General features: G+C 61.6%; 7 protein-coding genes. 1 reads left to right on the plus strand and 6 read right to left on the minus strand.

All coding sequences use genetic code 11. The features are described from left to right. Positions 1-20: 20 nt before the first annotated feature. Both P5540_14160 and P5540_14165 read right to left on the minus strand, forming a co-directional pair. On the minus strand, positions 21-2318 hold the full coding sequence (locus P5540_14160) for a hypothetical protein (protein ID HRT65961.1): 2298 nt from the start codon (positions 2316-2318) through the stop codon (positions 21-23). A gap of 60 nt (positions 2319-2378) precedes the next feature. Beyond that, complete coding sequence (locus P5540_14165) at positions 2379-12671, minus strand: PKD domain-containing protein (GenBank protein ID HRT65962.1); 10293 nt, start codon at positions 12669-12671, stop codon at positions 2379-2381. 445 nt (positions 12672-13116) lie between these two features. On the opposite strand from P5540_14165, the gene P5540_14170 reads away from it, so the two are divergent. Further along, positions 13117-13314, plus strand: a complete 198-nt coding sequence (locus tag P5540_14170) for a hypothetical protein (GenBank protein HRT65963.1) — start codon at positions 13117-13119, stop codon at positions 13312-13314. A 561-nt stretch (positions 13315-13875) separates the two neighbouring features. On the opposite strand, the gene mtnA is transcribed toward P5540_14170, so the two are convergent. From mtnA to P5540_14190, 4 genes are read right to left on the minus strand one after another with little or no spacing between them, the layout of a single operon-like run. Beyond that, complete coding sequence (gene mtnA / locus P5540_14175) at positions 13876-14922, minus strand: S-methyl-5-thioribose-1-phosphate isomerase (GenBank protein ID HRT65964.1); 1047 nt, start codon at positions 14920-14922, stop codon at positions 13876-13878. Beyond that, positions 14912-15586, minus strand: coding sequence for a response regulator (locus tag P5540_14180; GenBank protein HRT65965.1), 675 nt, complete (start codon positions 15584-15586; stop codon positions 14912-14914). Before P5540_14180 ends, mtnA begins: the two co-directional genes overlap by 11 nt. A gap of 11 nt (positions 15587-15597) precedes the next feature. After that, a complete protein-coding gene (locus P5540_14185) occupies positions 15598-16512 on the minus strand; it encodes a diguanylate cyclase (protein ID HRT65966.1) in 915 nt (304 codons plus the stop codon). Positions 16513-16527: 15 nt separating this feature from the next. Continuing rightward, entirely contained in the window at positions 16528-21567 is a 5040-nt protein-coding gene (locus P5540_14190; protein ID HRT65967.1) for a PAS domain S-box protein, read from the minus strand. Positions 21568-21735 lie beyond the last annotated feature (168 nt).

Here is a 21735-nt window from a genome sequence, read left to right on the forward strand (position 1 = left end):
AGGGAAAAGGATAGGATATATTATTTCCCGCTTTTCTGACTTTTAACGATATCCCCAAGGTAGTCGAGATATGCGTCGAGGGGAATGCGCGGATCGTTTTCACGGAAGAGTTTTTGATTATTCCCATCGGCCTGCTTGCGGAGGGTATCGGTCATGGCAGCCCGGGCTTCCGGGGTCGAGGCAGTCACGTATTTGTTGCCCGTTGCCGTCACAAGGACGTCGAATTTGCCGCGGCTGCCCGCGACAACGACATATCCCTCGCCGGGTTTTTCCTGAAGATACAGTACGACTTCCTGATCCTTGGCGAATTCGGGCAACTCGGACACCTTGGTGACGACCGAACCGACGCGTCCGCCCGCAAGGCGCAAATAGAGGTCGCCGTTTTTGTTCACGGGCCCCTTGACCACATTCTCAATCAAAATAATGACATCGGTCACGATGCCGTTTCCGATCCACTTGCTTTCGACCGAGGTAACCTTCCCGGTCACGATGGCATCGGACAGGCCGACCATTTCCTCGTCCGTCAAATAGGCTACCGTGGCATGGGCGGGCATGGCAAGGCATGCGGCCAAGAACAGGATCGCGGTGACGGCGGCCGCTTTCCGGCGACGGCGCCATCCCCAAGCCAAAAGAACCAGCGCGGTCAGACCGCCCGCGGCCCATGCGGCATGGCCCAACAACCATTCCACGCCCTGCAGGACGGCGCGCCATGCGCCCAGCGCCGCGGCATGGCCCAGAAGGTACCGGGCCATGGCCGGCGCAACCTGGTAGTAAACATCCACGAGCATGCTTCCCGCGGCGGTTTTCATCAAAAATCCATCACGCAATGCGCGTAATGTGGTATTCGTGGTCGTGGTGGCGGTCACGGTCGGAATCAGATTCAACGGACACACGTCGTTGCGGTCGCCGAACATCGGCTTTTGGCCCGGCAGCATCGTGGCGAGTATTTTTCCGGTATCGCTGCTGACCACCTGGTTGCGCACGCGGTCGAAATGGAGCGGCGTTCCGAGATCGTGCTTGGCGATGTCAAAAATGTTTTCGCCGTCGTGGAAGACCTCGGACTGGAACTGATCCCACGGGGCCGTCATGGGTATCTGAGCAATGGCGCCGATGATGGATGCGAACAGCGTGGAAGATCCGCCGGGAATTGATTGCCGTTCGAGAGTCCCCGCGTTGAGCGGCGACATGGTCAGCGTGTAAGTCGGCACGAAGGCCTTGCCTCCGATGGTTTCGAGGGTTTTGCTCATGCCGTAAAGGTCGAAGCGGCCGCCCAGCATCGGCTGGATTTCATAGAGCCCCGTCATGGTGCTGAACAGGGGGACGCGGCTGGTATTCGGATCGTTGTCCACGTCGCACCATGCGACGATATGGGCCCCACGCAGGGGCACCGAGGGATAATTGGCGCGGGTCTGGGTCCGCGCCTCATGCGAAATGGTAAAAAATGCGTCTTGATTGCCGCGCGGATACAGAAAGGAAACGCCCGCGATATCGTCCGGGGCAAGATCGCCGTTGCCGTTGATGTACTGGCCTTGCCCCAGTTCCACATAGAAAGGCAGCGGAAACATGGTCGGCGTCGCCCCCGCGAGGCGAAGGGTGTTGGTGGCGTCGCGCAGGGCCACGACGGGGCTTTCCAGCAAGACGGTCTGCCCCGCGAGGGAGGTGGCCTCGAGGTTGTTCAAGGGGGTGGCCATCAAACCGAGCATGACACCGACCTCGTGCGCCACACAGGCCTGCAAATCGAAGAGGGGTTTCACGCCGGGCGTGACAACGCGCACCTGGGTGCTGTCCACCACAATGTCGGCCTCGACGATTTCGCCGCTATACCAATACCCGTAGGTTCCCAGCGCCGGAGGGACCACGCCGTCGTCCACCACGTAGGTGATGGCCGTGGCGGAGGGCAGGCCGATGCCCGCGCCCACAAAAGGCAGGCCGGCCTGAATCGAAACGGTGTTCATGAAATTGACGGATCCCGCGCCCAGCGGAATGGGGTCGGCAATCGGGCCCTTGAACATGAAATGGACGTAGCTGGTGGGCACTTTCTGCCAGACATCGAAGGCTTGCCGGACGATGGCCTGCTCGTCGTCGGTAAAGCCGGTCGCGCCGCCCGCGATGAAAATTTCGAGGCCCTCGTTGTTGCCGATCAGATCGCCGTCGTTGTTGGCGTCGTTGAAGGCGGGCCAACTCCAGCGCGCCAGCCGGAGTTGGAGGTACGCATTGTATCCGCCCAAGGGGAAGAAGGCCTCCGCCGCCGGCGCCGCGGCGATCACCGCCGCCGCGCACAGCCCCACACATGCCAGTCGCCGCACTGTCGCTCTCACAAACCGAGCTCCTTTCCTATTGGGAGGCCGCCGCGCGCCTGCGCCGCGGCGGTCCGAACATCACAGGGTCCGCCTCCGGCGCCGGAGGACGCAACCGCCCGCGCCCACCGCCAAAAGCATCATGACCGGCCACGGATGGGCCATGGCCCACGCCAACGGCGTCAAGACACACCGAACAGCGCCGGCCAGCGCCGCGTGCCGCGCCACGACATCCGCCAGCGCCGGGCTTGCCGCATAATACCCCTCGACCAGCGCGCTGCCCGCGAAGGTTCCGAGCAAGGCCTCGTCGCGGAACGCGCGGAACACGTCCAGCCGCCGTTCGAGCGGCGTTCCATAGGCCGCCGTGGCAATGAAGCAGGGGCCGTGGGGATTGTCCACATAATAGAACGCGTTGGTCGCGACGGCTTCGAGACCCTTGAGCGAATTGGGTTCGAGGTTCCGCACGGTAACGTCCATCGGCCCGGTCGCGGGGAATCCACTGACGGGGAATCCCACCCGGATCATGGTCGAGGTGGCCGATTCAATCGGCATGCGGGTTTCGCCGAACAAGACTTCGAGATCGTTGATATTCGTGAAGTTTCTTCCGTAAATGGTCACGGGAAACACGGCCCGGCTTCCGCGGGCGGGAACGACGTTGGTGATGCGTGGGCCGGTCTGGGCCGCGGTTTCCTCGACATAGAAGAGATCGTCGCGGCTGCGTTCATCGCCGGTCACCGTGTTGCGCACGATAAGCACCGCGGGATTCACCGGCGTCAGCCCGGCCACATTTCGCAGGGAGACCGCTATCGAGGTGTTGTCCGCGCTCTTCACGGTCACCGCGTATCCGCCGATCGAAACCATCGGCGCGGATCCGAAACCCGTGCCCTTGATAACGAGATCGAAGGTGGCGGGCGGCGTGATAACCGACGGCAGCCGCGACTGCGTCACGCTGTCAATCACGAGTGAATACGGTCCTATCAACGGCTTCTGCGCCGTGACGAGACGGGTCTTGAATTTGCGGCTCGTGCTCGAACGGAGCCAGTTGAACCCGCTCGCGTCCGGTTCCTGGCGCGCCTTGCCGCCTTCCAGATAGTAATTGACGGGCGGATTCTGGAAGAAGGTGATGAATCCAAGCCCGCGGGACGCCCACGGGAACTCGCTGAACAGCGCCGCCTCGTCGGTGGGCCGCGCCGGCGCGCCCGTCACAAGGAACGAATCGGGATCCGGTTCGGTCGGCGTGTTCGGACCCCAAGACACGATCGCGGCGGCAAACGTTTCGTCCTCGGGGATGCGGCTGGAAGCGCGCACCACCACGAAGAAGTCGGGGCCTTCTTCCGCCGCGCCGCTCCGGATGCCGAAAGTATCCGGCACCCACTGGCGATTGCGCGGCTGGCTGGCCAGCGATTGCGGCCAATCGTCCGTGCCGGGCTGGCAGAACAGGAATTTGACCTGGGTTTCGGGCTGTCCGGAAAGACCCACGAGCGTGGGCGGCGCGTCGAGCGCGACCGGAATATCAATGTCCGCGTCGAAAATGCCGTTTCGGTTGCGCGGATCGAGATCGTTGTCGCGGTAGATCGCCACGCCGCTGACCGTCGGATCGATGCTCAACGGCAGCAGGTCGCGCGAAAGATTGAAGTCCGAAGGCCACACTTCACCTTCGCCTTCGCCCTCGCCTTCGCCGGCGGTCTGGTTCGATCCCGTGTAGAACTCGACGATGACCTGTTCGAGGAACGAGGGATCCTGCACGATGCGCCACGCGCCGTCGCGCGGGCGGCCGCTGCGCAGGGTCAGTTTGTTGTTCGTGTTTCCGAGAATCTCGTAGGCCTCGTAGCGGCTGTCAATCAGGAAACAACCCTTGTGGGCATTGGCCGCCCAGTTGCGTCCCGCGACGATAAACGCTTTGTCCGCGCCGGAACCGCCGGAGGTTCCGGAATCCACGGTCTTGCTCGCGCCGTTCGTTGAAACGTCAATGCCGATGAAGGGCATCGGCGGGCCGCCCTGCGTGATCTTGCTCGGACGGTTGGTCATGTCGGTCAGTTTTACCGCGACGTTGCCTTCGAGCATGTCGAACCCGTAATACTCCTGCACCGGACCTTCGTCGGGGTTGAATTTTTCGAAGGCGCCGGGACTGGTCGGGGATTTCGGCGAGAACTGGATGCCGGCCTCGCGCTGACCTTGCGGCCGTGCAGGCAAGGTGGCGGGAACCACGGCCCGGAATCCCTCGAAGCGGCCCAATTGATCCGACGTCCGAACGACCATGAAGAGGTCGTCGCCGAAGTTGTCCGTATTGACGGATGAGGCCGCCTTGGCCGGTCCGCCGAACATCTCCGCCGCGTCAACCAGTTGCGGCTCCGTGTCCTTGCGCGGGGCGGGCGCCGCTTTGGCGGCGCCGGCGTCCTTCTCGAAATCGGGGATGAGCACGCTGAACGACGACGTCTCGTCCTGTGTGGGCAATGGCCACTGTTGCTTGGGCTGCAACGTCAAAACCCACGCATAGTCGGCTTTGTCCACTTTTCCGTCGCCGTTCATGTCGTCCGCCACGCCGTCGCCGTCGAGGTCGATCGGTTCGGACGCCGCGGGCCAGCGCAATTCGCTCAACGGCAGCGCCTTCTGGTTGCCGGACACGAAATCCGCGCCCTCATCGAACGGGGTCGCGAGGAAAAGCCCGTCGTTGTCGGAGTCTTCCAGCAGCAGCACGCCGGATTCAGGCGACACACCGTCCACATCGAGGGCGAGCAATTTCGACGGATCGAAGTTGGGCCCCCAGAACGCAACCGTGATGCTCCGCAGATACATCTTGTTGATGGCGTTCGTGATGAGGTCGTCCGTGCCGACGAAGTTGAATCCAAGCATCGGCGTCGGGCCGCTGCAGATGTCCACATGTTGGTGCAGCAGCCGGGCCTTCCGGTAGGTCTGCGGCCAATCGCTCGCGCGTGGATACTGGCCCGGTTCAAGCCCGCCCGGCCACGTGCCGTACTCCGGCAGCAACGGCTGTTGGGCCGGATACGGATACGCGTTCGACCGGGGTCCGTGCGGCGGTTCGTCCACATACGGGTTGAAGAACGGCACGGTCTCATACGCGAACTGTCCCGCGCCGTTCTGGTCGTCGGCCGCCACGTGGACATTGTTGTAGGTCCAACTCCACGTAATCGGGTTCCACGGCGCGACCCCGATGCTGTGCAGGTTGTAATACTGCATCATGCGGGCCGCCATCGGATCCATCCAGCGGTCGAACCAGAATTGGTAGCCGCCCAGGAAGGTGTAATCGGTGGCGGTGCCGGACAGACGAACGCCGGTGCTGGGGATGGACACGCCGAAGTCGCCGTCGCCATGATAGAAATACGTCTGGTAGGCGTAGCGGTTGTTCGACTCGTAGGTCATGACGTAGTCGTGGACATCGAGGTTGAAGCGGACCGGTTTGGTGTTGTCCGCGACGAGCGTGCGCTGCGGCCACCACGGTTCGTCCGCCTCGCACCGCGCATCGTCCTGCCAGTTCTGCAGGGAGGTGATATCGGCCGGAATCTGGCTGTCCACATAGATGCCGCCGGTGTATCCGCCTTTCAACGGGTCGTACCGGCGCGGTTCGATGAAGCAACGGAAGTCCGCGCCCGGATTCATGCCGGTGCCGTCGGGCGGGGCCACGCTGATGTCTTCGTAGCCGCTGTCCGCCCGGCAAACGATGAAGTAATCGTTTTTGTACATGCTGGTAAACGTGCCGTCGGGCACCTGCGGCACCATGCCGCCGTACTTGTCGTCGCTGGTCCAGCGCCGTGCGCCGAACATCGTGCGCAGGCGGATCTTCCACCACGGATCGCCGCCGCCCGGCGGGAACGGCACCCATTCCCACATCACCGAATCGGCAAACGAATTCAACCCCATGTCTATGAGGCTGACGAACGATGCGGGCCACATGGGCTTGTCGGTGAGGGTTACGCCGCCGGCCGAATCCGGCGTGGGCGGATCGAACATGCCGTTGCCGTTGGTGTCCTGCCAAATCCACACGCCGTTGAAGGCGAAATCGTAGCCTACGGGATGGTCCACGATTACCATCTGGTCGGTATTGTTGCGCATCGGGTCGAAGCCTTCGGGGGCGTTCAGGCCGCCGTTGCCCGGCTCGCCGTACGGATCCGCGCCGATATCGGTGAAGACCACATTGACTTCCTGAAGCTGGGCAAACCAGTTGATCGTTTCGCCTTCGACGATTCCCCAGCGCTCGTGCTCGGTGGCGCCGGGAATATAGGGCGGCCAGACCGAATGTAGGTTGATGCCGATAAGCGGTATCCACTGTTCGAGCGGCATCAGCTTGCGGATGTCGAGGTATTCGCCGGAAACGAGGTTGAATAGCGTGCCGGGCACGTCCCACCGCGGGCGGGAGTGTTCGGCCATGGGCGTGTACATGCGGTACGGCCACGTCCACGCGTTGATGAACCGGTTGTTCCACGCGGGCCACGGGCCGCCCGTAACGTCCCACACGGCGAAACTGGACGAATAGCCGATCTTTTCGTCGAGCGTATTGCCCGTGGAGAAATCGGGCGAATACTTGTCGAGCACCGAGACTTTGCCCTGGTCGATCTTGATCGGATAGGGGCACATGCGGGCGTAATCCACGGTATAGCCGAGGCTCAGGCCCGACCGCCACGTCGCCGAGGTGCGGACCGCGATAATGTAGGAGGCGGGATCGTCGGGCGACGAACTCGTGACCGGAAATTCCGGATCCTCGAGGGTGCCCGATCCGATGAAGTCCAACTGATAGACGAGGTATCCCTGGTAATTGGCCACGAGACGGCCCACGGGCGATCCGCGGTTGTCCCAATAGATGCCGAGGGGCGCGTCCTTTTCGTCCAACACGCCGTTGCGGTCTTCCTTCTTGCCGAATTCCTTGAAAATGCCGAATTCGAGGAGATCGGACGCCGCCGGCCCGTCCACGTTGTCGTAGCCGAGATCCTCGCTCGAACGGGGATCCGCCCGAATGGTATAGGTCAGGGTCTGAAGATAGCGTGGCGCGGGCTTGTCCGCGCTGTCCCAATTCATCGTGAACGCGATCAGCGGAACCCAGTCGGTCAGGGGCAACAGGGCGCTTTTATCCTTGCTCTTGATGCCGTCGGTAAACGTCAGGCTGGCTGTCGGATAATCCTGCGGCGCAATGAAGGTGCAATTCACTTCGCCTTCGCCCTCGCCCTCGCCTTCACCTTCGCCTTCGCCCTCGCCTTCACCTTCGCCCTCGCCGCCGCCCGGACGCACCAGAATATAGTTCTCCGCCCGGATTGTGTCGGACGTGTTGTCGCGGAAGGTCGTGGTCAGGGTGACCGCAAAGATGCCCGACGTGGTATAGGTATGTTTGGGCGACCGGAGCGTGCTCACGGCCGTGCCGTCGCCGAAATCCCACACGTAGGAGGACGCGGGGTTGTCGGGCGTGCCGACGGAGAGGTCCGTGAACTGGACGGTGAGCGGCGCGGCGCCGATCCGCGGGGATCCCTCGAAATTGGCGAAGGGCGCCGCCAGTATCTGGATGTAGTCCGTCTTCGTCACCGAATCCGACGACCCTGTGTTGTCCACCACGGTCAGCGAGACGGTGTACTTGCCCGGCGACGCGTAACTGTGCGTGACCTGGCCGGAGGTGGTGGTGGCGGTCTGGCCGTCGCCGAAGTTCCAGATGTAGTTTACGATCGTGCCCGTGGACAGGCTCACGAACGTAATGGATTCGCCCGGCGCGCGCCGCGTGAAACTGGCCGTGAAGTCCACAACCGGAGGCGCCAGCGCGGTAACGGCATAGGTCCGCCCGAACTTGTTGGCCGTCGTACGAATCCAGTAGCGGTACTTGTGCACATCGCTGACGCCGGGATTGGGCGTGGCCGTGCTGTTGTAGTCCTTGCCGGGCAGCGGATCCTGGCTATGATCCACCTCGGCGTGCGCAACGACCTTTCTCTTTTCGTGATCGTACGTCCATGAGTAATAGGGTTGCGGATTCTTGAAGAAGGTGATGAATCCGAGCGCGCGCGAACTCCACGGGAATTCGCTGAAGATCTTCCACTCGTTCGGGTTCACTTGGCCGCCCGGCCATTGCAGCGGCGACGGGAATTGGTCCGGATCGGGTTCGGTCGGCGTGGCCGGACCCCACGAAACGATGCCCACCCGGAATTTGTCGCCGGCATCCATCTGCTTCGATGCGCGAATGACCACGAAGAAGTCGGGGCCGGTTTCGGGATCCGTCGGCGCGAGTCCGAAGGAATCGGGCGCCCACTGCCGCAGGCGCGGTTGATTGGCCAGCAGTTTCGGGCCGTCTACCGCCAGATCGTCCGTCCCGGGCGATGAAAACACGAACTTGATCATCTGCGGCTGGCCGGCAAGGCCGATATACACCGGCTCCTGATCCAGCGTCAACGGAATATCAATGTTTTCATCGAATTTGCCATTGCTGTTGTTCGGATCCCAGTCGTTGTCGCGGTAGATGGCAATGCCACTTTGCGTCTGATTCTTGTCGAGCGGCTTCAAATCGTTCTGAAGGTTGAACAGGCCCGATCCGGAATCGTCGTAAATTTCGACAATCACCTGTTCGAGGAACGTCGGGTCCCTGACAATCCGGAACTTGCCCGCCGCCGGCGAACCGGCGCGGAGCGTCAGCGTGCTGCCGTTGGCGCCCACGATCTCGTAACTTTCGAGGCGCTTGACGCCCTCTTCGGCGGACATGCCGATCAGCCAGTTGCCGATGACATCGGGGGTCCACGTCTTGCCGGGGGTGCTGTATTGCGTGGGCGACACGGAAACGCCGTTGTCCGCCTTGTAGATCGTGGCGTTCTTCGGATCGTTCGGGTTCGACACGTTGTCGCGGTTGGTCGAAATGTCGAGTCCCAGCGCGGCCAGCGAGGGGCCGCCGGGCTTGATCTTCTGTCCCGAGGCCGTCAGATTCACGATATCCACGGCGACGTTGGTTTCCATCATGTCGTGGCCGAAGAAATCCTGCACCGGCCCCTCGTCGGGACTGAGTTTGAGATTGGAATCGGGCTGGAAATACGGCGGGGGCGTGATGCGAACGCCCGCGATCCGCGCGTCGGGCGGATTGCGCGACGGCAACGAGGCCGGAATCATCGCCCGGAACTGCTTGAACCGCGCGATGCTATGCGACGCCCGCACCGTGACGAACAAATCGTCGCCCGAATTGCCGTTCACGGGCAGCGCCTTGGCCGCGCTTTTGGACGGATCCATCTTCGCGGCCCAATGGGATTCCTCGATGGTCTGGATGGTTTCGTCCGAATACGGATCCTTCCGTTCGGCCACCACGCCATTGCCGTCGTTGGACTTGAGCGCACTCGATCCCGACTTGTCCGTGTGTGGAATGGTCCATGTATTGGCCGGCGTCAGTTTCAACACCCACGCATAATCGGATGTATCCGCGACGCCGTCGCCGTTGAGGTCGTCCGCGGCGCCGTCGCCGTCCAAGTCAATGGGTTCAGGTGCGCTGCCCCACGCACAGTCTTTCAGCGGAACCGGATAATCGCCCACGTTCAGCACGCCATCGTGGCTCGCATCTTCGACCAGCAATACCCCGGACATCGGCAGGGTGCCGGACGAATCCAGCGGGAGGAAATCCGTCCGCGGATCCAGTTCCGGACCCCAGAACGCCACGGTCACGCTTTGCAGGGACATCTCGCTGTACAGATTGGTCACGGGATCGTCCGCGCCGCACAGGTTGATGCCCAGCATGCCGGTCACGCGCGAATTGGTAATGGCCGACGTGCTGGCCGCGTCGGTCGGGCTATAGGGATCGGTGCGCTGTATCAGCAGACGCGCCGCGCGGCCTCCGGCCGGCTGCACGCCGAGGAAATTCGGATCCTTCGGATCCAGTCCGGCGGACCAATCGGTGGCCCGGGGATAGGTCGCCGGCTGCAAGGCAAAACGCGCAATGGCCCACGGGCCGTCCGCGACGCCGGGCACATGCCGGGTTTCATACGTGGGAGGCGTGTTGCTGATCTTGTATTCGACGTCCGTTCCGGCGCGGAGCAGGAACAACTGGGTGGCCGAGTTGCCGGCAATGCGGAACTTGGCGTTGTATTGATCAATAAGCCAGTATCCGGCGTAGGCGTTGAACGGCCATGCGGCGTCCGGCACGTCGAACACATAAATATCGTCGCTGGGTGTCGCGGGGTCCGATCCCGTGCTGTAGAAGTGACAGGTTCCAAGCGTGCCCGTCGCCACCGTTTCGTTCGTTCCAAACGTCACCCCGCCCAAGTCCGGATTGCCCGGCCAATTTTCATAAATGGGCAACGTCGGCTGTGGATGAGGCGTCTTGTAGAATTGCGACAGCGGAAATTCGAGGCTGGCATTGAAGAAAGGCACGCTTTCGAACGCGTACTGGAATCCGCCATTGGCATCGCCCAAATAAGGCGCCACGATGCCGGCCGTGTAGGTAATGCCGTACGAGGGTTGGAAATAGGGGAATACGGACGTCAGGAAATGCAGCCGCATGACCGTAAACGGATCGATCCACATGTCCAGTATTCTGGAATATTCATCATTGTAATAATGTGAGCAGGTGTTCAAATAGGAATCTATGAAATCAATGTACGTCTGTTTGGCGTACAGGTTGTCCGAGTTGAAGGTCATGACGAGATCGTGGACTTCCAACCCGCCGCGAAGCGGCTTGACCACATACTGGTTGTTGGTCCGCTCGGGCCACCACGGCAAAACGCCGTTGGGATCGAAAGACTGAAGATCCGTCAAGTGCGGCGTGTACGGCATGTAGGGAAGGGTGTAATTTTGCACCGGGTATTCATACACGGGATCGTCCTGCCAGTAATCCATGCCGGCGCCCATGTACGATCCCGAAAATTGAATGCCGCCGTCCCAATGGCCGGCCCGGTCGTTCCAATGCCGGGGCTCGATGAACACCCGGAAATCCGCGCCCAAACGCATGCCCACGCCGTCTTCTCGCTGCGGGGAAGTGGACGAGTCCCGGTATCCGCTGTCCGCGCGGAACACGACAAAATAATCCACCCATTCCCGGGCTAGTATTGTGTCGGAAGTTTCCGGGGTCGGTTCGAGATAACCGGTGGGCGTCGCATCCATGGTGCTGCGCCGGCGTCCATGGTCGAACTTGAGTTTGATCTTCCACCACGGATCGCCGCCGCCCGGCGGGAACGGGAAATACTCCCATTCGGACAAGCCCCGCACGGCCTGGTTGATCGGTCCATATGCGCCGGGATACATCGGATAGTCGCCGTTGCAGGTCGCGCCGGTGGTTGAAGCCACCGGGGGATCGAACACGATGTTGTTGTTCGTGTCGTGCCATAACCAGACGCCGTTGAAGGCATAATCCAAACCAAAAAGAGGATTCGGATCCAGGGGCTGTGTGCTGTCGGATACATTCGTATCCAGCATCTGCCGCGGATTGAAACCGCCGTTGCCTTCCGGCCCATACGGATCCGCACCGATATCGGTAAAAACAAGATTGATTTCGGAGGGTAAAATGGTCCCCGGCCCGTGTGCGTTGATGCCAAGCACCGCCACCCATGTCTCCAGCGAAAACAGCCGCCGCAAATCCAGCCATTCGCCCAAGCCCATGTCAATGGTGTTGGTCAACGAATCCCATCGCGGCCGGGCATGTTCATTGACGGGGGAATACAATTTGCTCGGCCACGCCCATGCGTTCGCGTCTACCTCTGGATGATAACTGACGCCCAACGATCCGGTGATGTCCACAACGTTGAAACTGGAGCTATAGGCTTCATCCGGAACAAGACTGTCGCCCTTTTTGAAATCGGGACTGTACGAGTCCACCGGACCGTTTGACCCGAATGGCACACCCACCGGGATGCAACTGACCCGATCGAAAATATCTTGCATGGGCAGTTGCCCGCCGAACGGCCCCCAACTGGGCGGACGCGCCACAATCACGCTGAGTCCCGTCCCCGTCTGCCAAAGGGAACTAGTGCGGATCGCCACAAGGTAGCCGCGGCCTTTCTCCGGCCCGGCCGTGGGCATGGTGTCGCAGGTGCGAGGCGTTGCCCCGGCGTTGTACAGGTTGAGGTCGTACACCAGATCGGTATCGTCGCCGTCCACGTCGTATTGAACACCGTCCATCCCCCGGCCCCGGGCGTCCATGAGGTAAAGCGGTTCCCCATCATAGTAGGGTTGCGAAGGATCCAATTGCAGTTTGCCGTCCGGCTCCTCGTATCCGTCCACTATCGGCCCATGATCGCGGAAAATGGCAATCTGGTAAATTTCATCCTGAAGTGGGCCGCGGCAGACCGAGTAAGCGCGATCAGCGGCATGGGGATCTCCAATAATCGCAAAATACAATTCCACCAGGCATCGCGGCGCGGGCTTTTTCTTGGAGTAACTGAGATTGAACTGAAAAAGCAGTGCCCAGTCCTGCATCGGCACCAAACCCTGCGTATCCGGAATCAACGATTTGACTTCGAATTTGGCTGGAGACGGTTCTTCACCACTTTGCGGGTTTGAAACATTGAAAGAAAATGTCTGAGGCCCAACACGTCGCGGAATAAGAATGTTGTCAAATTCAATTTTCAACGAAACAGTAATTTTATATTCCAACGGTTTCAGAAGCGTTACCTTATTATCGTTTACTTGATAATAGGAAGGGCCAACCTCAACCCAATTAGTTATAAAACCCTCTTCACCCTCTTCACGAACAACCTCATAAACCACAAAGGTCCATTCTTTTGTGGAAAAAGGAACATCAGGGCACGTTAGAGGATCCGGATCAACAGTAAATGTCACGGTCAGAGGAGCAGGTCCGCTTTGAGGATCTACATTTATACGGTAAAGATCCGTTGCGCAATCGGCGGCTTTCGCGGTTTGCATGACGGCCATTTTACCCAAGGACGCAGTAGCGAGGGACGTCGCCGCGTTGGGCAGCGCGGCGGGCGCGGCGGATGCGACGGCGGCGGCGGCGGGGCCGGGCGTGGCCGCCGACACTTCGTGGCGCGCGCAATCCCAGAACGTCAACCCGCCCGCCACAAGGAAAACCGCCAGCCCGATTCCCAGGATAACGCCGTAATGTGTTCTCACGTTCCCTACCTCCGGCTATGCCATCGAACGGGCGCAAGCCGCGCCCAAACCGCCCGCCGCGGAATCGTTCCGCGCCGGCGCGATCCTCCGTGCACCCAAATGCTCCCGTGCAAACAACACGAGGTCCTCTACTGCCACCGTCAAACCGAAACAGCGTTCACGCGGCCTCACCGCGCAAAGACAATACGCCACAGCATCGAAACCGTTCCTTCGCCGGAACGGCGTCCATGTCCCGATGCGAGGCCTTTGCCCGATCGCGCGCGTGACTCCTCCTGTCTCTTCGGCCATGGGCCCGTTTCGGATACACCTCTTCCGTCGCGAACCCCGCACAATGCTCCAGCGTTCTTATAGCATACAAAACCCCGCGTGTCAACAAAGAAGTCCATGCAATCCGGTCTATTTCTTGAAGTTAGGCCATTCCGAGACAGCCGGAAAAGGTACAGAATTCGCTTATTTCGCATCCCCTTGACTTGGTTTCCTGAAATACGCTGATGGCGCCGATTTCATTTTTCGGATCCGATGGACAGGCTGGACCGCCTGTCCCGCGTATTCACAACGGTTTCAACGCGCCGGCAATCGAGGCCTCGTAGGGCGGGCGGAGGATGCCGCGCTCGGTGATGATGCCCGCGATCAGTCCGGCGGGCGTGACGTCGAACGCGGGATTGTAGACCTTGACGCCTTCCGGGGCGGTGCGCCTACCGAAGCCTTCGGTGATTTCTTCCGGCGCGCGTTGCTCGATGGGGATGTCGTCCCCGCGCGGGGTGGCGGGGTCAATGGTGCTGATCGGCGCGGCCACGTAAAACGGGATGCCGTGCGCGCGGCACAGCAGCGCGACGCCGTAGGTGCCGATTTTGTTCGCGGTGTCGCCGTTGGCCGCGATGCGGTCCGCGCCGACGACGGCCAGTTGCACGCGCCCCTCGCGCATGATCTGCGCCGCCATGTTGTCGCAGATGAGCGTCACGTCAATGCCTGCTTGCGCCAGTTCCCATACCGTCAACCGCGCGCCCTGCAGCAAAGGCCGCGTCTCGTCCGCATACACCTGAAACCGCGTGCCCGCCTCATGCGCGCGGTACACGACGGCCAGCGCCGTGCCGTAGCCGCCCGTGGCCAGCGCGCCCGCGTTGCAATGCGTCAGCACGCCGTCGCCGTCGTGGATCAGCGGCGCGCCGCATTCGCCGATGGCGCGCCCGATGGCAAGGTCCTCGTCCAGCATCCGCAACGCCGCCGCTTCCATGCGCGCCGCGAACGCCTCGACTGTTCGCTCGTTCGCGGCCGCGTCGGCCACGGCCTTCATCTCGTCCAGCGACTTGAACAGGTTGACCGCCGTCGGACGCGCCGTGGCCAAGAACGCGGCGGATTCATGCGCAGCCCGAACGGCCCCGGCAACCGTCCGTGGGGCCTTTTCGCGCACACCGACCAGCACGCCGAACGCCGCGCACAATCCGATGGCCGGCGCGCCGCGGACCCGCAGCGCGCGGATCGCCTCGCGCACCGACTCCAGCGTGCGCGGGTTGATCTCGACGCACGCTTCCGGCAGCCGCGTCTGATCCAGCAGAAACAACTCGCCTTCTTCCCAACGCAACGGACTAATGGGCATGGCCGGCGCCTTTCTTGTTTTGCCTTTCGGCCTTGAGCGCGTCGAGTTCGGGCTGCACGATTTTCGCGTAACATTCGGGGCAGACACCGTGCGAAAACGTCGTCGCCGAGTGAGCGGCGATATAACTCTCGATGTCCTGCCAGTAATTGCTGTCGTTGCGCACCCGTTTGCAGTAGGAACAAATCGGCAGCATGCCGCGCAGCGTTTCGATTTCCGCGATCGCCGTTTCGAGTTCGGCGACACGCCGCCGAAGGGCGAGTTCGAGGCCGAGTATCCGCCCCCCCGCGCGGATGCGCGCGCGGAGTTCGTCCTTATCGAACGGCTTTACGATGTATTCGTCCGCCCCGGCTTCGAGACCCTTGACGATGTCTTCGGTGCGATCTTTCGACGTAATCAGGATGATATAGCGGGTTTCGGGGCGCTGCCGGATCATGCGGCATAGCGTCTCGCCGTCCTTGCCGGGCATCATCCAATCCAGCAGCAACAGCGACGGCGCCCCCTCCGTCTGAAGGATATTCCACGCCTCGTCGCCATCGGCGGCGGAAACCGTCTCGTACCCCCACTTGCGCAACAGTTGCAGGAGGATCGTGCGCGAGGTGAGGTCGTCGTCGGCCACCAGCACGCGGCATGCCGGTGTTTCCGGCGGGCTGGTCCCATCGGCCATTTGGATGCCTCCTATTCCATGCCTAGGTATTCGACGCGGTTGCGCCCGGCGCTCTTGGCGCGGTACAGGGCGTCATCGGCCAGGCGAATCAGATTTTCGACGGTGAGGCCGCTGGTATCGCCCGCCGTGGCCACGCCGACACTGATGGTGACCTCTATCGCGTGCGTTTCCCACTGGATCGGCGTTTCAGACACACAGGTCCGCAGGCGCTCGCCGACGGATCGCGCCTCCGCCTCGCCGCATTCGGCCATGACCACCAGAAACTCCTCGCCGCCGAAGCGCCCGACCGCGTCGTAAGGCCGCAACGAGGCCGACAGGCGGCGGCTTACCTCGCGCAGCACTTCATCCCCTCCCAAGTGGCCGTAATGGTCGTTGATCCGCTTGAAGTGATCCAGGTCAACCATAGCGAGGCTGAGGCTCGACCGCTTGCGCTGGGCTCGGGTGAGTTCCTGCCCGACATGATCGAGAATGACGCGGCGGTTCCATGTGGCCGTCAGCGAATCCTGCGTCGCGAGGATGCGCAATTCCTCGCGCGCCGCGATGATGTCCTTTTGCAGCGTGATGATGCGCTCGCCAACCTTGAGCCGTGCAAGCAGTTCCTTTCGCTCGAACGGCTTCGTCACATAATCGTCCGCGCCGGAAGTGAGACCCTCCACGACTTCCTCCGTTTTTCCCTTGGCTGTCAAGAGAATCAGATACCGGGGCACGGTGGGCTCGTGGGCGCGCAATTGCCGGCAGATCTCGACGCCGTCCATTTCGGGCATCATCCAGTCGAGAATGGCGATGTCGGGCGCGCCGGGCATGCGCAGGCGGCTCAACGCCTCGGCGCCGTCGTGGGTCACCTCCACCTCATACCCCGATTTTTGCAACAAGACTTCAAGAACGCGCCGGGAGGTGGCGTCGTCTTCGGCTATCAGCACTTTCATGGGCCGATTATCCTTTCATCCACTCGCTGCGCCGGTATCGGACACGAATCCCAAACGGGACAACTCGGCCCGAAATTCCGCAAAGGCCGGTTCCATTTTTCCGGCTATCGCCAACGTTTCGTCGAACACGCCGGCGCGTACGCCATCCTCTGCCTGCAACGCCAACGCGCGCAGCCGTTCCGCGCCGACGCTGGCCGCCGCGCCCCGTATGGAATGCACTTGCCGGTGCGCCAGGGCTTGATCCTTGTCCTGCAATGCCTGAAGGAATCGGGCCATCTGGTCCGGAAAATCGTTCAGAAACACCTCGACAATCTCTTTTATCAGAGCCTGATCGCCTCCCATCCGGATATCAAGGCCGGCCACGTCGAAGATGGGCGGCCGTTCGTCGCCGGCCTGAACGGGCGCGGAAGCATTGGACGCAAGGGCGCCGGCGGAATGCGCGGCGGCCATTTGGCGATCGATTGCGGCGAACAACTCCTCCGGACGCACGGGTTTGGCCACGTAATCGTCCATGCCCGCGTCGAGACATTTCTCGCGCTGGCCGGTCAGCGCGTGCGCCGTCATGGCGATGATGGGCGTATGGCGGCCCGTGGCCTCTTCCCGTTTCCGGATGACCGCCGTGGCCTCGAACCCGTCCATTTCCGGCATTTCGACGTCCATCAGGATGATGTCGTAGGGGACCGAAGCATACGCGGCCACGGCCTCTTTGCCGTCGGCCACCGCATCGGCCCGGTATCCGCGCTTTTCAAGGATGCGCAACGCCACCTTCTGGTTGGTCACGTTGTCCTCGGCCAACAGAATCCGGATTCGGCGCCGCTCTTCCGACACGAGATGACGTGTAATGATTGGCGCGTCACCGGAAATCGCCGGTTCCGCCCCGCGGTTCAAGACCATGGCCAGACAGTCCCGCAGATGTTCGGTGCGGACGGGTTTCGTCAGAAAGCCGGCAAAGCCGATATTTTTCGAGGCCTTGGCGTCACCACGCTGGCCGCGGGACGTCACCATGATAAGCAGGGTGTTCGCAAGGGCCGGAATGGCCTTGATCGTGCGGCCCAATTCAATGCCGTCCATGTCCGGCATCAGCAAGTCCACCAGCACCGCCGCGTACGGCGCATGGCGCGCGGCGGCCTCCTCCAATTTGGCCAAGGCTTCCTTGCCGCCCGCGGCTTCATCCGGCACGCATCCGTAAGAACGCAGTTGTTCGCGAAACACCAGCCGGTTCGTGGCGTTGTCGTCCACAATCAGGATGCGCTGCCCCGCCAGCGCGCTGTTGTCGCGCACCGGCAGCCGTGTGCCCGCGGGTTGTTTTTCAAGCACGATCGTGAACCAGAAAGTGGATCCTTCCCCTTCCTTGCTTTCGACGCCGATCTTTCCGCCCATGAGTTCCACGAGTTTTTTCGAGATCGCCAGTCCAAGCCCGGTGCCGCCGTATTTGCGCGTGGTGGAGGCATCGAGTTGCGAGAATAACTGGAACAATTTATCCATGCGATCTTGGGGAATGCCGATGCCTGTGTCGGTGACTGCGACGCGCAGGGTAGCCTGCGATTCCGTTTCCGCGACAACCGTTACCCGCACCAAGACTTCGCCCTCCCGGGTAAACTTGATGGCGTTGTTGCAAAGGTTTATCAGGATCTGCCGGATTCGCCCCGGATCCCCCCGTAAAAGCGCCGGCACATCGTGATGGATCAGGCAGGCAAACTCCAAGCCCTTTTCATGGGCCTTGATCGCGAGCATATCCATTGTGTCCTCGATGGTCGCGCGAAGATCGAAATCGAGCGTTTCGAGATCGAGCCGGCCCGCCTCGACCTTTGAAAAGTCCAAGATGTCGTTGATCAGGGCCAGCAGCGAGTCGGCGGCGCTGCGCACGATTTCGAGGAATTCGCGCTGTTCCGCGTCGAGTTTCGTGTCAAGCAGCAAGCCCGTCATGCCGATGATGGCGTTCATCGGCGTGCGGATTTCGTGGCTCATGGTGGCCAGAAACTGGCTCTTGGCGCGGTTGGCCATGTCGGCATCGAACGCGAGCCGGTTCGCGCGTTCGATCGCGGCTTCCAGATCCTTGTTGGCCGCTTCCGCGTCGTTTTTGGCCTTGCGGAGTTCCTCTTCGGCCTGTTTCCGTTCGGTGATGTCTTCGGCAAAGACGAAAAAGGCCGCCTCGGCGATCGTGGAGTGCCGACGCGACACCACGACCAGATGGGCCGGAAACTGTATTCCATCCCTGCGCCGCATGACGGTTTCCCGGTCGTGTATGCCAAGGGCCGCGGCATCCTCCATGACTTGATTCGCCTCTTCGCGGGAGGACAACAAATCGCGCAGATTTAGGCGCCCCACGGCCTCTTCCGCCGTGTATCCAAACATGATTTCGGAATACCGGTTCCACAGCGTGAACCGGCCCTCCGAATCCATTACGGCAAGGTGCAGCGGCACATGATTGGCAAACGCGCGGTATCGTTCCTCGCTCTCGGTCAGTGTCCGCAGGATCTGCAAGCGCTCTTCCTCGATGCCGATGGCCGATGCGACAATTCCGAGGGTACTGATTTCCATTTCGCCGGGTTCGAAATCCCGCCGGTACAGCGCGCACAGCGAGCCCACCGCCCGGCCGCCGCACTTCACCGCCTTGCCGACGTAGGTTTGCAGGCCGTAGCGCCGGATGCTGGTTTCGTGCTCCGCATAGGGGGTTTCCGGCAGATTGCGCAACACGACGACCTCTTCCCTGTTGTCCCGGATCACATCGCTGCAGATATGCCCGTCGGAATCGTTGAATTGGAAATCCTCCGGAAGATTCCATTGGCACATGGAACACAGACGACCGTCTTCCAAGTGGTTATACATGGCGCACGAGGCGTCCATCAGTTCCCCGCACAGCGCCGTGAGACGGGCGATATTTTCCTGCGCATCGCTTCCCAAGTCTAAAAAACACGCGTTGATTTTCGCCAGCCGTTCCTCGGTCCGGCGCCGCTCCGTGATGTCGCGCACATCGGCCAGCAGGACACGACGACCACCAATGTGGATCGCCTTGAGCGACACTTCGACATCCAGCAGCGATCCATCCTTGCGGCAATGCCGCCAGTAGAAGACCTGCGGTTCGCCGTTTCGGGCCGCATCCACCCGTTCACGCGCCAAACCGGCGGAAAGACGCCCGTCCGGCTGGGTGGGCGGGGAAAATTCAAGCAGCGAATGACCCACGATGTCGTCCCGCGAACAGGCCAGCATCCGGCAAAACTGCTCGTTGCATTCCAGAATGGCGTCGTTCATCAACAGCACCCCGTCCGCGGAACTTGCGAAAAGGGTATGGTATTTTTCCTCGCTGGCGCGCAGGGCCGCCTCGGCTTCATGGCGCTGGGTCGCGTCGTTCGCGATGCAGACTATGCGGCGGACGTGGGCATCGTGATCCACGACCGGATTGAGCGAAATTTCCCACACCACCCGTGCGCCGTTGTCCGCGCGTTCGCATTCGGCATCGAAGAAGGCCGGGCGTCCGGTCTGCGCCCGTTCCAGGGCCGCATGCGCCTGCTCGCGGATGGAATCGGGCCAAAGCGACAGAAAATACCGCCCGGTGAAATCCTCGTCGCGCCAGCCCATTTTCGACATCATTGCGTCGTTGATGCGGGCGATTCGGCTGTCCTGATCCAGCAGCAGGATACCGTTGGGAGAACCGTCCACCAGCGTCCGGTGAACCCGTTCTGAAGCGGCGGTCCGCAAGGTGACATCGCGCGAATATTGCGCGGCCAGAATGTAACTTACCGTCAACAATAAGAACAAAAGTGTAATGATGATGCCGTTTGCACGCTGCCGGACGACCTCGCGTTCCCACGCCGCGCTGGAAATGTCCATGCCGAACACGGCGGCGACACGTCCGGTATCCGGGGTCCGCATCGGCACGATGGCGGAAACCCACGAACCCCAGCGATCGGCAACGGGACCCTCCACGAAACCGGTCCCTCCGTCGAAAAGCGCCTCGAGTTCGGGCGTGGCCTCGTCGTACACGTCGCCGGGTCGGCTCGCGCTTTCCGGGTCGAAGGATCGCTGCGGCTGTGCATCCATGAGAAAGACAATCTGCCCGCCGCGCCGCGCCATGACGTAGGCAAACCGCACATCCGGTTGCTGATCGCACACGCTCGAAAGCAATTGTTTCTTTTTACGATATGTCCCCTCGTTTTCTTCTTCCGGCACGCCTTCAAGGGCGGCTACCCATTCGGGATCCAGCATGGCCGCGATGGCCTCCGCGCGGGCCAGAAATTCGCGCCGGTTGTTCGCGTCCGCCCGATGGCCCGCCAGATTCGTCAACGCCCATCCGCACACCATGATGACCATGACAATCGCAGCCAAGATCAACGGTTGAAATCCACGCACCGCCGCAAGTCCGGTTCCGGCCGTCGCTTCCTCGTGCCGGCGCTCCGAATACATCCACATCGCCGCCGCGATACCCACCGCGCACAAGGCGCGCAGTAATTGCACCGGAAAACCCAGCCCGTCGAGGAATGTCGTCTGGTTGATAGCGGATGCGGGGAAAAACGGGGCCTCCGCAACTATCAGGCCCGCGAAGATCGCATAGGCCGCCATGAAAACGCCCGCGGTCCACAGATGCCGCGAATGGTCGCGTGTTTGCCGTCCCTGGTACAGGAAATATGCCGCGGCCCAGATCCCGCCCACGAATCCCAACACGTACCGGCATGAGGCGTTGAGGCCCGCAAACCCCGCCGCGCCGCCCGCCAAGGCGCCGCAAATCAGGAGAAGATAAATCCAGCGTCCGGGAACGCGGCGTCCCAGGGAGGCCATCCCGGTCCGTCCGAATTCGATCAGGGCCGCAAACGATAAGGCCATCCAAGCCAGGCGGTAGGCGCCAAAGACCGGGTTGTCCCCGAACTCGACCGCCAGCAAGTCGCCCCATTCATTGAGGCCGTGAATCAGACCGAAGACTCCCAGCCATCCCCAGGGCTGGCGGCGCCCCTCGCGCCAAATGAGGACAAAACACACGGCGGCCAGCAGGACAAACGCCATTCCGTACAGAAAGAACACATAGTCCATTTCCGTTTTCCAGGAAAGCGCAAGCGTCATCGTTCGTATTCTCCCAACCGACTGCCGCAACGACGAAAATCAATCGCCACGCCTCGCCGTTACATCCCAAATCATAAGTAACGCCGTCCGGAAAATCCATCGGCGCAAAACGGGCTCGCAACGGCTCCGCCGCTTTCGCGCCTTTCACGAAGCGGACTCGACCAACTT

The sequence above is a fragment of the Candidatus Hydrogenedentota bacterium genome, assembly GCA_035450225.1.
Taxonomy (GTDB): domain Bacteria; phylum Hydrogenedentota; class Hydrogenedentia; order Hydrogenedentales; family SLHB01; genus DSVR01.

What these genes read in the sequence shown, in the direction of transcription:
- P5540_14190 (HRT65967.1), bottom strand. Translation starts at nt 21,567, where the DNA reads ATGACGCTTGCGCTTTCCTGGAAAACGGAAATGGACTATGTGTTCTTT.
- mtnA (HRT65964.1), bottom strand. Translation starts at nt 14,922, where the DNA reads ATGCCCATTAGTCCGTTGCGTTGGGAAGAAGGCGAGTTGTTTCTGCTG.
- P5540_14185 (HRT65966.1), bottom strand. Translation starts at nt 16,512, where the DNA reads ATGAAAGTGCTGATAGCCGAAGACGACGCCACCTCCCGGCGCGTTCTT.
- P5540_14165 (HRT65962.1), bottom strand. Translation starts at nt 12,671, where the DNA reads ATGCAGGACTGGGCACTGCTTTTTCAGTTCAATCTCAGTTACTCCAAG.
- P5540_14180 (HRT65965.1), bottom strand. Translation starts at nt 15,586, where the DNA reads ATGGCCGATGGGACCAGCCCGCCGGAAACACCGGCATGCCGCGTGCTG.
- P5540_14170 (HRT65963.1), top strand. Translation starts at nt 13,117, where the DNA reads ATGACGGCCATTTTACCCAAGGACGCAGTAGCGAGGGACGTCGCCGCG.